The 14,289-nt window shown below is 43.5% G+C and carries 17 protein-coding genes and 1 pseudogene; 14 read left to right on the top strand and 4 right to left on the bottom strand.

From position 1 onward, the window contains the following. The coding region (locus tag BJP37_RS17475) for an N-acetyltransferase DgcN family protein (protein WP_229415347.1) at positions 1 to 1,097 on the bottom strand (1,097 nt) is incomplete at its 3' end. Next, a complete protein-coding gene (locus BJP37_RS17470) occupies positions 1,081 to 2,196 on the bottom strand; it encodes a dipeptide epimerase (RefSeq protein WP_075900641.1) in 1,116 nt (371 codons plus the stop codon). The genes BJP37_RS17475 and BJP37_RS17470, both read right to left, overlap by 17 nt. A 485-nt stretch (positions 2,197 to 2,681) precedes the next feature. On the opposite strand from BJP37_RS17470, the gene BJP37_RS17465 reads away from it, so the two are divergent. After that, the gene (locus BJP37_RS17465) at positions 2,682 to 3,230 is read left to right on the top strand and encodes an NUDIX hydrolase (protein WP_075900639.1); all 549 of its coding nucleotides are present in this window, start codon (positions 2,682 to 2,684) and stop codon (positions 3,228 to 3,230) included. A gap of 247 nt (positions 3,231 to 3,477) precedes the next feature. Beyond that, positions 3,478 to 3,777 (top strand): putative quinol monooxygenase, encoded by a 300-nt coding sequence (locus BJP37_RS17460; protein ID WP_075900637.1) that lies wholly within the window; start codon positions 3,478 to 3,480, stop codon positions 3,775 to 3,777. Here BJP37_RS17460 and BJP37_RS39430 read toward each other — a convergent pair. Then, the gene (locus tag BJP37_RS39430; protein WP_158069637.1) at positions 3,730 to 3,885 is read right to left on the bottom strand and encodes a hypothetical protein; all 156 of its coding nucleotides are present in this window, start codon (positions 3,883 to 3,885) and stop codon (positions 3,730 to 3,732) included. The genes BJP37_RS17460 and BJP37_RS39430 overlap by 48 nt on opposite strands. A gap of 64 nt (positions 3,886 to 3,949) precedes the next feature. Further along, complete coding sequence (locus tag BJP37_RS17455) at positions 3,950 to 4,150, bottom strand: hypothetical protein (RefSeq protein ID WP_075900635.1); 201 nt, start codon at positions 4,148 to 4,150, stop codon at positions 3,950 to 3,952. A gap of 235 nt (positions 4,151 to 4,385) precedes the next feature. On the opposite strand from BJP37_RS17455, the gene BJP37_RS39425 reads away from it, so the two are divergent. From BJP37_RS39425 to BJP37_RS17410, 12 genes and pseudogenes are all read left to right on the top strand, one after another. Then, the gene (locus BJP37_RS39425; RefSeq protein WP_158069636.1) at positions 4,386 to 4,529 is read left to right on the top strand and encodes a hypothetical protein; all 144 of its coding nucleotides are present in this window, start codon (positions 4,386 to 4,388) and stop codon (positions 4,527 to 4,529) included. A gap of 82 nt (positions 4,530 to 4,611) precedes the next feature. Then, positions 4,612 to 4,923, top strand: coding sequence for a CU044_2847 family protein (locus tag BJP37_RS17450; protein WP_075900633.1), 312 nt, complete (start codon positions 4,612 to 4,614; stop codon positions 4,921 to 4,923). Between the two features lie 125 nt (positions 4,924 to 5,048). Then, positions 5,049 to 6,413, top strand: coding sequence for a trypsin-like peptidase domain-containing protein (locus tag BJP37_RS17445; RefSeq protein ID WP_075900631.1), 1,365 nt, complete (start codon positions 5,049 to 5,051; stop codon positions 6,411 to 6,413). Next, positions 6,401 to 7,330, top strand: coding sequence for an AAA family ATPase (locus tag BJP37_RS17440; RefSeq protein ID WP_075900629.1), 930 nt, complete (start codon positions 6,401 to 6,403; stop codon positions 7,328 to 7,330). The genes BJP37_RS17445 and BJP37_RS17440 overlap by 13 nt, the downstream gene beginning before the upstream one ends. After that, positions 7,327 to 8,661 carry a hypothetical protein gene (locus tag BJP37_RS17435; RefSeq protein ID WP_075900627.1) on the top strand — a complete coding sequence of 445 codons (1,335 nt, stop codon included), beginning with the start codon at positions 7,327 to 7,329 and terminating at the stop codon, positions 8,659 to 8,661. Before BJP37_RS17440 ends, BJP37_RS17435 begins: the two co-directional genes overlap by 4 nt. A 487-nt stretch (positions 8,662 to 9,148) precedes the next feature. Continuing rightward, the gene (locus BJP37_RS36745) at positions 9,149 to 9,352 is read left to right on the top strand and encodes a hypothetical protein (protein WP_143727658.1); all 204 of its coding nucleotides are present in this window, start codon (positions 9,149 to 9,151) and stop codon (positions 9,350 to 9,352) included. 13 nt (positions 9,353 to 9,365) lie between these two features. Then, positions 9,366 to 10,847: a M15 family metallopeptidase gene (locus BJP37_RS42610; protein WP_075900625.1), complete on the top strand. Its 1,482-nt coding sequence runs from the start codon at positions 9,366 to 9,368 to the stop codon at positions 10,845 to 10,847. A gap of 131 nt (positions 10,848 to 10,978) precedes the next feature. After that, positions 10,979 to 11,725 carry a DsbA family protein gene (locus BJP37_RS17425; protein WP_075906198.1) on the top strand — a complete coding sequence of 249 codons (747 nt, stop codon included), beginning with the start codon at positions 10,979 to 10,981 and terminating at the stop codon, positions 11,723 to 11,725. A 238-nt stretch (positions 11,726 to 11,963) separates the two neighbouring features. After that, on the top strand, positions 11,964 to 12,719 hold the full coding sequence (locus tag BJP37_RS17420; protein WP_075900623.1) for a hypothetical protein: 756 nt from the start codon (positions 11,964 to 11,966) through the stop codon (positions 12,717 to 12,719). A gap of 5 nt (positions 12,720 to 12,724) precedes the next feature. Next, a complete protein-coding gene (locus BJP37_RS36740) occupies positions 12,725 to 12,943 on the top strand; it encodes a hypothetical protein (RefSeq protein WP_143727657.1) in 219 nt (72 codons plus the stop codon). A 33-nt stretch (positions 12,944 to 12,976) separates the two neighbouring features. Continuing rightward, positions 12,977 to 13,786: a hypothetical protein gene (locus tag BJP37_RS17415; protein ID WP_075900621.1), complete on the top strand. Its 810-nt coding sequence runs from the start codon at positions 12,977 to 12,979 to the stop codon at positions 13,784 to 13,786. A 161-nt stretch (positions 13,787 to 13,947) separates the two neighbouring features. Then, positions 13,948 to 14,235: pseudogene (locus BJP37_RS17410) on the top strand (ion channel); the annotation flags it as partial. Positions 14,236 to 14,289 lie beyond the last annotated feature (54 nt).

The following is a 14,289-nucleotide window of genomic DNA, read 5'->3' as shown; positions in this document are numbered from 1 at the left end:
CCCGACTCCCGACTCCCGACTCCCGACTCCCGACTCCCGACTCCCGACTCCCGATCACCCATTGCTGCTTTCAACAATACATCTGCTCCAAATCGCACGGCATCGGTACAAGGTAGGCCAGTCTCTGTTTGTACCTGTTCAATGGCCGACCGGGCAGCTTGATCATCCAAGTGGCCAGTATTAAGTGCGATCGCAATCACTTTAACCTGACCAAATGCCCCACCAGCACTAGCAACGGTCTCGTAAAGCTCAATCACTTTGGGTAATGGGGGAATCAGCACATGGTCATGATTACGAACAGACTCCTGTCCGGCTCGATGGACCAATAGTAATCCCGTGGGCTGAGTTCCTCGAATTAGCGGTAGAGTAGCTGTGGAACCAGGATGCAACAGGGAACCCTGCCCTTCTACGATCAATAAGTCGTGGTCATTACCATAGCGCAGTACCATTTGTTCCACAGCACCAGCAGCAAAGTCTACCCGAATCCCATCCAAGGGAATGCCATCCCCAGAAATCATAATTCCAGCTTGACCAGTGGCTAGGAACTTCGATGGTATGCCCTGACGTTGGGCGCACAAATATAACTCCAGAGCTGCTGACATTTTGCCCACTGCCATATCTGTACCTACTGTCAAGATGCGCCGACAAGGTAGCGATCGCGCCTTAGCACTTGCTATTCCTAATCCCTTCGGTTCCCGACGAATATCCCAAATTACCTGACCGTCTTGCAGTAATTTCTGTAATTCTGGGTCAGATGCCATGGGAGTATGCAAACCATTGATAATCGATAACCCTGCTTCTACCCCCACTTTCACCTCCTGCGACCAAGGCTCTGGTAATGCTCCCCCAGATGGCGCAATACCAATGGCTAGGATATCTGGTTGATAAGCCAGGGCAGCAGACACGGAATCTACAATCGGAACATTAACCTGAATTCCAGTTAATTTAGACAAAGACTCCCCAGCACACTGCTGGTCGATCACCACCACAATCTCAGTTGGGCAATAGCGTAACAGAGTCAGTCCGGTTTTGCCTTTTGAACCAAGAATCCCTTCATGAAGTAGAATCGCAATACGCCGATTAGTGGTTAAATTCACGGCGTTTCACCCCCAGTCCTGGTAAATTATTCGGTATCAAATGCCCATTTTGTAGGGTTGCCCCTGTGAAGGGGTCATCTACTAGGTTTAAGTGGCTGTCTAAATCAAGATAATCTGCGAGTGGTGAGAGATGAGAAGCTGCTGTATTCGCCAGAGTACTGTCAGAATAGCAACCAAACATCACCTGCAACCCACAAGCTTTTGCGGTATGCACCATCCGTATTGCCTCAGTTAAACCACCGGATTTCATTAGTTTGATGTTAATACCATGGACACAGTTTGCCAATGGCGGAATATCTTGGCAAGTCTTGCAACTTTCATCCACAAATATTGGTAAAGGGGATTGCTTATACAACTGGGGTAAATCCACCTCTTTTCCAGGAGCGAGGGGTTGTTCCACATGCCTCACCCCCTGATTCGCCAGCCAGTTACACATCTCTACCCCTTCCTCCAAACTCCAACCCCCATTGGCATCTACACTCAACTCGGCTTCTGGTGCCTCATCTCGGATAGCCAGAATCATCTGTTGATCAGCAGCAATCCCCTCAGGTGACCCTAATTTAATTTTCAGTACATGAGCACCAGTAATGGGAATCCATTCCTGCACCCGTTGCCTGGCCTTTTCTGGGTCACTAATGCCTACCGTAGCGGAAATTGGTACAATTCGGCGGCGGTTCAATCCCCACAGCCGCCAGAGGGGTAATCCCACCCGCTTCCCTAACCAGTCATGTATTGCCAAATCAATAGACGCCCAAGCTGCTGATGGCACCTGTACCTCCTCCAACACCCGTTCAATTTGTTGGTGTTCCCAAGGACTAAATACCTCCAGCATCGGGATAACCACCTCTAGGGCTTCCAGCAGAATCTCAGTAGTTTGCTTATGGGGGGTGGGGGTTAGGAAACTTTCTGTGCCTGGATCTGACGAGCTATTGCTGAGGCTAGTTGCCTTTCCTAGGGAAAAGGGAGACCCTTCGCCCCACGCTTCAATACCCTCTTGTTCGATCCTGACCCAGACATTGGTGGTTTCAGAAGTGGTGCCACGACTGATGGTTAAAGGGAACTGCTTATGTACCGTGAACGTTTCAACGCCAATACGCATTGTTTATTTAGTATATGGTTATTTAGTTTAAGGTTAAAGGTTAGTTGGTTGAAGGTTAGTTGGTTGTTCGCCTTTGGGGTTCGGTGAAGGGTAGCTTGAAGGTTATTTGGTTAAAGGTTGAAGGTTGTTTAGTTGTTCGCGTAGCGTGGCCAAAGGCCAAGGTTGTTCGCCTTTGGGGTTCGGTGAAGGGTAGCTTGAAGGTTATACTCTACTAGGACGATGGTCAATAATAGGTTTGCCAGATCATACTCGCCTACAAGGTGTAACCTCTAACCTACATACAACCTGTAACCCAATTTGTAACCTACAACCTACAATCTGTAACCTGTAACCTACCACCTGTAACCTTCAACCTCTAACCTGTAACCTTCAACCTCTAACCCAACCTGTAACCTGTAACCTGTAACCTTCAACCTTCAACCTGTAACCTTCAACCTTCACCCTTAATACTGTAACTTATCCTTTTGTAATTATTCAGTAATTTAATGATTTCAATACAGCCATGGAAAACCCTGAAATCAAAGTTGGTTTTTGACAATAAATGGTGTCGAGTCAGGCAAGATGAAGTAGAATTACCAAGTGGTGAAATTGTTGATGACTACTTCATCAATGTTAGACCGGATATTGTGCTGATACTGGCAATTACTTGCGATCGCAATGTTGTTTTTGTCCGTCAATATCGCCATGGAGTGGGAGAAATTTTATTGGAACTCCCTGGGGGTGGTTTCAACTCAACAGTAGAAGATAGTCTGAAGGCAGCTGCTAGGGAATTAGAAGAAGAGACTGGTTATGTCTCTGACCATATGTTATCCCTAGCAACCTTATATGATAATCCGGTAAAAGATACCAATACAATTCATTTAATTATGGCGGAAGATGCTCAGCCATCGGGTATCCAAAATCTAGATATTACGGAAGAGGTGGAAATTGTTTTGGTACCTATAGACGAGGTTATGAAAAAAATTGAACAAGGAGAAATTTGTGTTTCAGGAACAATTGCTGCTTTGTTTTTAGGCTTGAAGTTTTTATCCTAAATTCTTAGCTAACAGCTGTCAGCTGTCAGCCGTCAGCTGTCAGCCGTCAGCTTAAAATATAGCAATCCGTGTAGGAATTGTGATAATTTTTGATCTGAAGTTCCCTACTCCCTTTGTTCTATAGCGTTTCTCATAGCTATCAAGTACACAGGATTTTTGGCCTCTTGCCTTTTACCTCTTGCCTCTTGCCTCTTGCCTGCTCCCTGCTCCCTACTCCCTATTCCCTACTCCCTACTCCCTTTACTATATGTCTAACTCTACCTTGCATGTTGTTGCCCGTCTTGTAGCTCTGCCAGATAAAGTTGAGGAACTCAAAGCTGTCCTGAGCGCATTGATTGAACCCACAAGAGCAGAAGAAGGTTGTTTGAAATACGAATTACTTCAAAATCAGACAAAACCAACAGATTTTACCTTTCTGGAAGAGTGGACAACACCAGACGCACTAGATGCTCATCTGGTCACTGAGCATCTCCAAGCTGCCATCAAGCAACTTGATGGCTTAGTGGCTGATACACCAGATATCCGCCGCTACACCAAAATCCTCTGATATAGCGCTGCGCCCAGGGAATCGGGAATCGGGAATCGGGAATCGGGAATCGGGAAGAGTAGTTTTACTTTGACCCGGTGGGTGGAACGGGCATCTTGCCCGTTTCATTTCCGGACGCCTACTCCCTATGCCCTTGGGTGCAGCGCTATGGAATCACGAATCACCCAAATCCCTAAGAGTCTTCAGAGTCTGGTTCCATCGGCTTTCCTAAATCAAAAATAATTATAAATTCAGCATCGGGCATCAGTCGTTTCAGAGCCTGCAAGTGGCCTTGGGCATCCGATCGGTTGCGAAACCGAGCCACAATCACTCGTTGCATTTTTGGCAATAGCCGAACTATCACCCACGGATGAAGGCGTTCAGAATAGGACATAATTGATGTATCTCCTTAGATGGGGACCAAGAGCCAGCCGGAGACCCGCGAAAATCTGTGGGCTGGCTCTTCCCGTGGACGTTTAATGGCCACATTTTTATAATAACACAAAATAATCTTTTATTATAACATATTTTGAAAACTTTTGTAACAAATTTGTTTGGGAGTCGGGAGTCGGGAGTCGGGAGTCGGCAATCGATGACTTTACAATCGAGATATAGCGGTTGTTAGCCTAATGAGGTACAATAATTTTTGTGCTGTTCCCTGTTCCCTGTTTCCTGTTCCCTCTTACCTGCTCCCTGCTCCCTACTCCCTGCTCCCTAAAAACCAGAAATTTGTACCTCACAAGTCGTATAATTGCTATATATATGATAGATAATAACTGAAAGCTGTTCGCGTAGCGTGCGCGTAGCGCTTAAGCTGATCACTTAAATTATATAAACTTAAGGTAGCAAATTGTAATGGCGACTAAACTGATTGAATTAGAAGATGGCACGTTGGTAGAAGTAGAAGTACCAGGGAATCAAGTCGAACCTATCTCTGGTGGTTTTGCTGATAAAGTTAGTGCTACTTTCGATAAGATTCGACCGTTGTTGGTGAAGACATGCAAGCCCATTGCTCAGACTTGGAAAGAGCTGAATAAGGAGATGGATATTGAGAAGGCTGAGGTGGAATTGGGGTTTAGTTTTGAAGGAGAAGGGAATTTATATATTACTAGGTCAGCGGCAAATGCTAACCTGAAAGTGAAACTGGTACTGAAACCCAAAGATTAATTGATTAATTAATAGCAATTCCTATAGGAATTGTGATAATTTTTGATACCCTACTCCCTACTCCCTACTCCCTACTCCCTGTTCCCTATTCCCTGTTCCCTATTCCCTGTTCCCTTTGCTAAAGAATGACCCCAGAAGAACTACAGCAGTCAGTGGTTTTAATTACCAGTAGTGACCCTGAAATCACTGGTTTTGGCACTGGTTTTGTGATTCGCCAGGTTAGTGGCACCGCTTTCTTGTTGACTTGTGCTCATGTGGTGAAAGAGGTTGGTGGGCCAGAGAATGTCAAAGCTGATGGCATACCTGGCACGGTGATTGCTTCTGGGGAAGATCATGGATTGGATTTGGCAGTTTTGAGAGTAGATGGACTTTGGAATAAGCCAGAATTACACCGACAAGAAGGATTTGGTCAGAAGGGTAACTCTTTCCTAACTGCTGGCTTTCAATTATTTGCTAAAGACCATTTAATCCGACCACTGCACGGTACCCTAGGGGAGCAAGTGGGATGGTCGAAACAATCAGGGGAAAGAATTCAAAGTTGGGATTTGCACATTGTTGATGACTATGGGCTACAGCGTGGTTATAGTGGTTCGCCGGTGGTGGATGAAGCTAGTGGTGAGCTTTTGGGAGTAGTTAGCCATCGACAAGGGGATGGTAAAACTGGTTTAGCCATATCCATTGGTGCCCTTGATAGAATTTGGCGGGTTTTAGATGGTGATCAGCTTTATAAGGTATTAGTAAAGCTGGGTTACGAGGAGCAGGAACGCTTATTTTTTAGGTTAATCCGAACACAGTCTGTCGCGGCTTTTTTAATTCATGGCTATCCAGACTACGGACAACGTTGGTTATTGAATCGCTTAGTAGAAAAACATCTTCCTAATACTATTACTGGCAAAGTTATCAAAGTTAATTTAGCGAGAAAAGCCCGCAGAACTGATATCAAAACCCTTTGGCGTGAACTGGGTAATCAGGTTGGTTTGTGGAGAAAGGGAGCGTCAGTTACTGCTATTACTGAACGAGTTTATCGCTACTGGCAAACCCAGAATGTGCTACTGGTCTTCCATGATGTAAATGTGATGCCAGAAGCCTATTTAGATCAACTGATCCGTGAATTCTGGACACCTTTGGCAACTAACGCTCGCCAGGTTAACCCTAGTGCCAGTCGATTCAAATTATTGATGTTTTTAGTAGACTACGAAGGCACTGTGGGGAATTTGGATGCTATATTTTCTGATAAAATAGACCGTACTCAACCCCAGATGCCAGTCAAATCTCCCAAGATTAATCAATTTCATGAAGAAGAGTTGATTGACTGGATGATGCGAGAATCTGAGGAATTACCGATCGAATTTACCCATGAGGTCGATGAAACTGTTAAAGTCGTTCTAGAAAACAGCGATAATGGCATTCCAGAGTATGTACTGGCAGAAATATGCGATCGCTGTGGCGTTGATTGGTTTAATGACGTAAAGCAACGGTGGAGACTCTGAACAACCCAAAACCTGAATATACAGGTGATCCAGCACTACAACCGCAGCCTGGAGAACGAGACAGCAAGGGACAATTGTTGTATCCTTATCTACCTAGTCGGGAATTAATTGAAGCAGTCAATTTAGCGATCTACCTGGAACGCCCTTTATTACTGAAAGGGGAACCGGGATGTGGGAAAACCCGCTTGGCTCATGCTGTGGCTTATGAACTAAACTTGCCTGTGAGAGTCTGGGCTGTCAAATCGACTACTCGGGCAAAGGATGGTCTTTATACCTATGATACTGTGGCTCGTTTGCGGGATGCTCAGTTAGCCGCAACCGGCATGATTAAACCAGAGGATATCCCCCGTATTAGTAATCCCGAGACCTATGTACGTTGGGGCCCGTTAGGCAATGCGTTTCGGAGTGAAACCCTGACGGTGGTGTTAATTGATGAAATTGACAAGGCGGATATTGACTTTCCTAACGACTTATTAATGGAACTTGATCAACGCCAATTTACTGTAGATGAAACCGGTGAAGAAGTAATAGCCAACCAAGCCCCAATTGTTTTTATTACCAGCAATGACGAAAAAGATTTACCCGATGCTTTCTTACGCCGCTGTTTATTTCATAATGTTGAGTTTCCTTATCACCAGTTAAGTGACATTCTTAATGCTCATTTTCCGAAATCACCAGAGACGCTAGTGAAGAAGACTGTAAGTCGCTTTCAGGAATTGCGTCAGCAAATGGAAAAGGATAAAGGGAATACTGGTAAAAAGGTTAGTACTAGCGAATTAATTGATTGGTTCAAGGTACTGCGCCGCCATCCCACCGATGAAATTTTGGCACAATTGGATGGAAAACTCCCCTATCCTGGTGTATTGCTGAAAAGCGTCAATGACCATATGCGCTATCTAAACTCAAAAAGGCTATGAAGGTCAATGACTTACCCCTAATGGAGTTGTTTGAAAAACTGCAAGACGCTGGCTTACCTTTGGGAATCGGTGAGTATGAAGCCTTATTGCGGGCATTGCAGGCTGGTTTTGGGATTCCAGACCGGGAAGCGTTGGCACGATTGTGCTGTACCTTGTGGGTGAAGTCGCAAGAAGAAAAGCATATTTTTGATAAGTACTTTGAAGAATTTATTCCAACTAGTAAAGCTTCAGATAATTTCGATAATTTTACCAAAATAAATGAGGGTGATTCAAATAAAAATAACTCTTGGTCAAGATTTATTTATTGGTTCATAGGATTAGTATTTATTATTGGAAGTGGAATTATTATCTCGAATTTAATTACTCCTCCAAAACCAATAGATGCACCAAAACCAAACCCATCAATTCCACCAGGAGAAATAATCCCAAAACCAACCCCAAAACCAACTCCAAATAATGCTGATAGCAATCCGGTATTTTTCTGGGATAATTGGCCAGTTATCCTAACTATAGGTGGAGGATATTTATTGACTCTAGGGGTCTTTCGGAACATTATTGAATCTCGAAATCGTCCCCAAGAAAAGCTGTTTAAGCCAGTAGTAATGATTCCGGGAGTAGATGAAGTACAAATAGCGAAAACAGTAAGGCAGAGTTCTCGTAAAACTAAGCCAGGGTTTAGCGATCGCATTGTGATCACTACAGGATACTCTCCCGTTACCCGTAGGCAAATGAAACAAAGCTGGCGTTACTTGCGGGGTCTGGTCAGGGAAGGAGCTAAGACAGAACTAGACATTGAAGCCACCGTTAACCAGATTGGACGGCAAGGTCTATTGCTAGAGCCTGTCTTTATCTCCCCTAGGGTCAATCGTACGGAGCTATTACTGTTAATCGACCAAGGTGGCTCAATGATACCCTTTCATCGACTATCCCATCGGCTAACAGAAACCGCCTTACAAGCTGGACACTGGGGTAAAACCACTATTTACTATTTTCACAATTGTCCAGTGGATTACCTCTATCACGACCGTGATCAGCTTGAAGCAGAATTGATTAGCAGGATTCTCTCCCAGCTTGCTGTGCAGTGGACTGTAGTTTTGATGTTTAGCGATGGTGGTGCTGCTCGTGGTGGACTTAACCCTCAGCGGATTGAATTGACCAAAGCCTTTCTAGGACAACTCAAACAGCAAGTGCGTGCCATGGCTTGGCTTAATCCCATGCCGTGCAACCGTTGGAATGGCACCACCGCTGGTGAGATTAGAGCCTTGGTACCAATGTTTGAATTCAGTCGCGAAGGTTTACAAAATGCAATAAATGTTTTGCGGATACGATGAGTAAACTGAAGGTATTTTGATTATAGAGCAGTTTTCAATTGGGTTAGCTAGCAAAGGGAGTAGGGAGCAGGGAGCAGGGAGCAGGGAGCAGGGAGCAGGGAATAGGGAATAGGGAATAGGGAAACAATTCGGTGTAGCTTATAGCTATGATAAAGGCGTTGCTGAATTAAGGAATGAATGCCCGATTATCTGGTTTTATTAAAGCCCCCTAAATCCCCCAACTTTGGGGGACTTTAAGAGTTTTGTTACCCCCAGAATTGGGGGGCTAGGGGGGAGAAACCATACCCAGAATCAGCAACCCCATGATAAACGCTATAACATGTTGATTTGAGATGTAAACATAGTATTCATAGAAAAAGGGAACAGGGAACAGTGTCAAGATATCCGAGGAGTTTTTGGTGTCATGATCAGTCAGCATTGGTTTTCATGATCTATTTAAAAACACTATATATAGCGTTTCTAGGACTCATGAGGTACACATAATTGTTTGACTATTGGCTCTTGCCTCTTATCTCTTACCTGCTCCCTGCTCCCTGCTCCCTGCTCCCTAAAACCCAGATATTTGTACCTCACAAGTCGTAGAATTGCTATAGCGTTTCTCGTACTAATGAGCTATATTCAATTTTATTCTCCCTACTCCCTACTCCCTACTCCCTGTTCCCTGTTCCCTATTCCCTGTTCCCTTTGCTAGCTAACATGAAACCATGAAAACTGACACTATCCAACGACAGATTAAATCCTTTAAAAAACGCTTTGGAGAGGCACATCTTTTACTGGCTTGTCACGCTGCTTTCCCATTAGCGATTACCCCTGACTTGTTGTACTGTATTTGGGCAAAATTTCAGCAAGATGTCAAGGGTAGAGGGATAGATATTCCTTGGGTAGCTGTAACAGATTTACTGTTTTCTGGTCTTTGGGAAGAAGTGGGATTAGAAATCTATGAAATGGATGCAACTATCCGGGAGATGCTGCTGAATTATCTCAAAGATAATCACAATTTTGGTGAACAGCGTATTAAAGAGTTATCTGAATTTTTGTTAGTCTATATCCAGCCGCAACTAGAAAGCGATGACCCCGATATTCAGGAATTTGCTAAAGCTCAACGGTGGACAGCCCAGGCTTATCTTCGACCAAAAGCATCAGCTAAGGGATTAGGATTAGCCCTATCACGAGCATATCAGCACGACCGGGATGATCTAATTCGGATTGCTGCTGTGCTAGAAACCTTAGCCGAGCCCCTATCGAAGTTTAAGAAGCTGCTGATTTATGGTCGTGGTATGACTAAATTTGCTCGTGGTGATCTGCAAGGGGCAAAAGCTGAATTTGACAAAATTCGAGGCTGGGGTAATCACGTTCATGTTGCTGGAGTTCGTTTACTACTTCCTAAGCATCAAGAATTAACTAGAGAAAAATCGAAATCCCTTAGAGTTTACTGGGTGACCTCGGGGATACTTAGTTTAGTTTTAGTTGGAGGAGTGAGCTTGTTTCAAAACGCTCTAATACTAAGTCCCTCCCCCCCTACAGTAACTCCCTCCCCCCCTACAGAAGTAATAGTCTCTCAAGAAGAACCAATTCCCTCTATAGTTAAGGATGTTACGACCTGCTTATTCTCTAAGGGGATAGGTAAGGTTCGTGGACTTGATCAACAACTCATCAATCGGCTCAATGTCCTACGTCCTAATTCCCTGGTCAGCTTTAAAGATTTGAATTTAGACATTGAAGGAGCTACTTTGCCCTATCTTCAACCAGCGGCTAAACAAGCACTTCAACAAGCTATTGATGAAAGAGGTGAATCATTAGTCGTGGCAAGTGCCTATCGAACCATTGCTGACCAAATCATCTTATATAATCATTACCGTAATCGACGTTGTGAGATTCCAATCGCTGCTCGCCCACCTAGAAGTAATCATCAGAGTGGTATAGCACTCGATATTCGAGATGATCAGGGTTGGAGACCCTTTTTAGTAAAGTATGGCTGGCGATGGCTTGGAGCGGCGGACAGTCAACATTTTGACTATGTAGGAGGCAATACCATTGACATCCGAGATTATTCTGTCCGTGCTTTCCAGCAACTCTGGAATCTGAACAATCCAACAGACCGAATTAAACAGGATGGCATTTACAACGCTGAAACTGAACTACGACTGAACAACTCCCCTGTTGATGGGTTCCCGAAGGAAAGCTGATGGTGGTTTACTTTGTTCAAAGGACTTATGTCACTGATATCTGGCCGTTCTTAATTGGACTGTACTTCATAACTCTGAAAAATGCTATAGTAAACAGTTGGTCATTACTAATAAACAGTAAACAGTTGAAAATGAAACAGTTGTCTCGAATTTCCTTAACTATTGTTAGCTTATTCCTGTGTTTGCTCACTTTGAGCAGTTGCAGCAACAACTTTGCTAACCCTGATCAACTAGAAGGGCAAGTATTAAGCATTATCCGGAATAATCCAGAGGCTATTTTACAGTCGCTGCAAGCTTACCAGCAAGAAAAACAGCAAGAGCTAGCCCAATCCAGGCGAGCATTTTTGCAGCAAATGAGTACAGAGCCAGCATCGATAATTGGGAATTCCCCTACTACTGGTGTGGCGGAAAATAACATTGTGCTGTTGGAATTTTCTGACTTTCAATGTCCATTTTGTGCCCAAGCTAACCAAAGCGTAAAGCAGTTTATGGACAAACATTCCGATCAGGTAACGTTAGTCTATAAGCATTTGCCCCTAAGTCAGATTCATCCTGAAGCAATCCCCGCTGCTAAAGCAGCTTGGGCGGCTTTTCAGCAAGGGAAATTCTGGGAGTATGAAGATGCCCTGTTTGAGCAGCAAGATAACTTGGATGAAGATTTGTATGTAGCGATCGCCCAAAATCTTAATCTCGATCTAGAGCAATTTAATCGCGATCGCATCAGCGTTGGAGCGGAAGCTGCCATTAGGGACGATCTGAAATTAGCTCAGAGCTTGGCTCTTAAGGGTACTCCTTTCTTTATGTTGAACACAGAAGTGCTTCAGGTTCCTCTCAACCTATCAGAAATGGAGAGTATTTTGGCACAGGTCAGATCATGATCTAGTATTTATATTTGAGTTGTAAACACACGTCTTGGGGCAAGAGGCAAAAGGCAAGAGGCAAAAGTTGGTAGGGTGCGTGATAAGACGGGCTCGTGCTAGTTTTATAAATAGCCAGTGTTGGCACAGCCCGTCGGTGTAACGCACCACTCGCTCTTTAAAACTTAATATCTAATCGAGGAACATTTAAGATACTTTCTTAGTCAGACAACGTGATTAATTGACTAGAGGTAAGAAGATGAGAGTTGATCAAAGCAGTGGTTTAAGGCAACGACTTAATGGTATAGTCATGATCATCTATGCCTTAATACCGATTATCCTAGTAGTGGTATTTTTGATTACTTTTTTAACAATTTTACATGACCTCAAAAGTCTAGTAAGTGGCCCTTTAGTGGAAATCAATAACACCCTAGTGGAGGTGAAGGAGAGTACTCAAAAAGCAAAAGAAGAAATTGCTAATATCATAGAACCAATCAAAACAGTAAAGGCAGAGGTGCAAGAAGCCTTAGAGATAGTTGAACAGATTCCTACAGGAGTAACTTTGCCTGATCTTGGCATCCCAGATGTTAATCTTCCGGTGAAACCAAATGTCAACTTGAAGGGTAGATTTCCGCCTAAGGTGAATATCGAAATGAAAGAAGTTTCAGTGGCTATGCCTACTATTCCTGGGTTTGAAGTACAAGTGGTTGGTTTGCAACAGGTCAAGGCAGTGTTAAAGGATAATTTGGAAATACTTAGGGTTTTTAATACTATTGTCAGCGGTATTCCTAACCTCGATTCCCTTAGAGAAGATTCCCAAAAAATTGTAGCAGGGGTGCAGGAGTTGGTGAACGGAATTCAGAAAATCGGGAGCAAGGTATTGGGGCTGATGATATTTAGCGCAATCATGGTGATACCCTGGTTAATTAAGTTATGTATAGCTCCCTACGCTACCTGGGCTTACGGTCAGGTTACGACAGGATGGGCATTAGTCCGTGGTCAAGTAACTGAATAAATCAGATGGTGACATCTCAGGGAACAGGGAACAGGGAACAGGGAACAGGGAAAAAATTATGTGTACCTCATTACTATGAGAAACGCTATAGCCATTTAGGGTGCGTGATAAGACGGAAAGCCTCTGATTTTCCGCCTCTTCGCGCCTGGGACAGGCCGTCCCGTAACGCACCACCAGTCTACTCCCTACTCCCTACTCCCTACTCCCTGCTCCCTTTGCTATAGATTATATATTTAGATAACTTAAAAATTATCAGGATGAATAACCCTCAATCCAATATCTCTAAAGCCTATGAACCAGAAGCAACCTCGTCAGAAGAAATGACCATGAATGAGCTAGGTGCTTATGTGGCAGCGCCTGGAGCTATTGGTGGCTTAACCAAAATAGTCTTAGAAATAGTACAACCGCCCTCTAGTATACCAGTTAATCCCCCAGCTTGTAGCTCCTTTTTGTGTTTGCTACCAGCCAACCTGTTTCTAGGTATGATTAGTGCTGTGATTGGGACGTTTTTGTTGAGTGATGTTTTAGTATTTAGGAAATCCAAATTCAAGGTGATTGGCTTAGCTTTAATGTTGGGATTGTTTTTCCCTAGTGTATTTAGCACAGCATCAACCATTACTAATTTGAACCTTGAAGTTCAAGAAGCTAGGCAGCAACAAAATCAAGCCATACAAGCAACGATGGCAGCTAATACAAAATTGGCCATAACATCCGGGAATACCAAGGTTAAGCAAGAGGCTATTCAAACTATAAACACATTAGGGGAAAAATCAGCCGACCCTCAGGTTAATAAAAATGCTATTCAAAATATAGAAGCAGTAGGAAAAAATTCAGCCGATCCTCAGGTTAATAAAAATGCTATTCAAAATATAGAAGCAGTAGCGAAAGAGTCGAAAGATACTACTGTGAAGCAACAGGCGGTTAAATCCTTAGAAGACTTGGCAACTAATTCTCAAAACCAACTGGTCAGAAAAGATGCTATTTCGGCTTTAACAAATCTAAAGCAAGACGCCAGTAAAACACTAGTCAATCAAGTTAATCAATCGATAAATATTTTAAAAAAGTAATCATCTAATCTCAACGGTATTCAGTAGTTAAATAAGAGATGATTATAGTTATACTTTAAAATTTCAAAGATTAAATTTAAATAAATTAATAGCACTCCTATTTCCTATTCCCTGTTCCCTGTTCCCTGTTCCCTTTGCTAAATAAGTTTAAACTAACTAAGATGCGCATCGGTAAACGCACTAGACCTAGACAATTAGACATAATTATCAAAGGGTCATCTCATAACCATTGGCGTGACCCTTATCATATAATGTTGACCGTTAATTGGCCAATATTTTTCGGACTAATTGCGGTTTGTTATTTAACCATCAACATCGTCTTTGCATTATTGTACCTAGCTGGAGGAAATTGTATTGAAAATGCCCGTCCAGGTGCTTTCTTCGATGTCTTTTTCTTCAGCGTTCAGACTATGGCATCCATTGGTTATGGTGCCATGTATCCCGTGACCCTGGCTGCCTGACACAAGTGGCTCAAAGCTTGCAATGACGTTGTTTGCTAGAAT

It is taken from the genome of Moorena bouillonii PNG (assembly GCF_001942495.1).
GTDB classification, from domain to species: Bacteria; Cyanobacteriota; Cyanobacteriia; order Cyanobacteriales; family Coleofasciculaceae; genus Moorena; species Moorena bouillonii.
This window is presented reverse-complemented; position numbering and strand designations above follow the sequence as displayed.

Excerpts from the sequence above, each read along its gene's own strand:
- BJP37_RS17470 (WP_075900641.1), bottom strand. The coding sequence starts at position 2,196 with ATGCGTATTGGCGTTGAAACGTTCACGGTACATAAGCAGTTCCCTTTA.
- BJP37_RS17465 (WP_075900639.1), top strand. The coding sequence starts at position 2,682 with ATGATTTCAATACAGCCATGGAAAACCCTGAAATCAAAGTTGGTTTTT.
- BJP37_RS17460 (WP_075900637.1), top strand. The coding sequence starts at position 3,478 with ATGTCTAACTCTACCTTGCATGTTGTTGCCCGTCTTGTAGCTCTGCCA.
- BJP37_RS39430 (WP_158069637.1), bottom strand. The coding sequence starts at position 3,885 with ATGAAACGGGCAAGATGCCCGTTCCACCCACCGGGTCAAAGTAAAACT.
- BJP37_RS17455 (WP_075900635.1), bottom strand. The coding sequence starts at position 4,150 with ATGTCCTATTCTGAACGCCTTCATCCGTGGGTGATAGTTCGGCTATTG.
- BJP37_RS39425 (WP_158069636.1), top strand. The coding sequence starts at position 4,386 with ATGAGGTACAATAATTTTTGTGCTGTTCCCTGTTCCCTGTTTCCTGTT.
- BJP37_RS17450 (WP_075900633.1), top strand. The coding sequence starts at position 4,612 with ATGGCGACTAAACTGATTGAATTAGAAGATGGCACGTTGGTAGAAGTA.
- BJP37_RS17445 (WP_075900631.1), top strand. The coding sequence starts at position 5,049 with ATGACCCCAGAAGAACTACAGCAGTCAGTGGTTTTAATTACCAGTAGT.
- BJP37_RS17435 (WP_075900627.1), top strand. The coding sequence starts at position 7,327 with ATGAAGGTCAATGACTTACCCCTAATGGAGTTGTTTGAAAAACTGCAA.
- BJP37_RS42610 (WP_075900625.1), top strand. The coding sequence starts at position 9,366 with ATGAAAACTGACACTATCCAACGACAGATTAAATCCTTTAAAAAACGC.
- BJP37_RS17425 (WP_075906198.1), top strand. The coding sequence starts at position 10,979 with ATGAAACAGTTGTCTCGAATTTCCTTAACTATTGTTAGCTTATTCCTG.
- BJP37_RS17420 (WP_075900623.1), top strand. The coding sequence starts at position 11,964 with ATGAGAGTTGATCAAAGCAGTGGTTTAAGGCAACGACTTAATGGTATA.
- BJP37_RS36740 (WP_143727657.1), top strand. The coding sequence starts at position 12,725 with ATGGTGACATCTCAGGGAACAGGGAACAGGGAACAGGGAACAGGGAAA.
- BJP37_RS17415 (WP_075900621.1), top strand. The coding sequence starts at position 12,977 with ATGAATAACCCTCAATCCAATATCTCTAAAGCCTATGAACCAGAAGCA.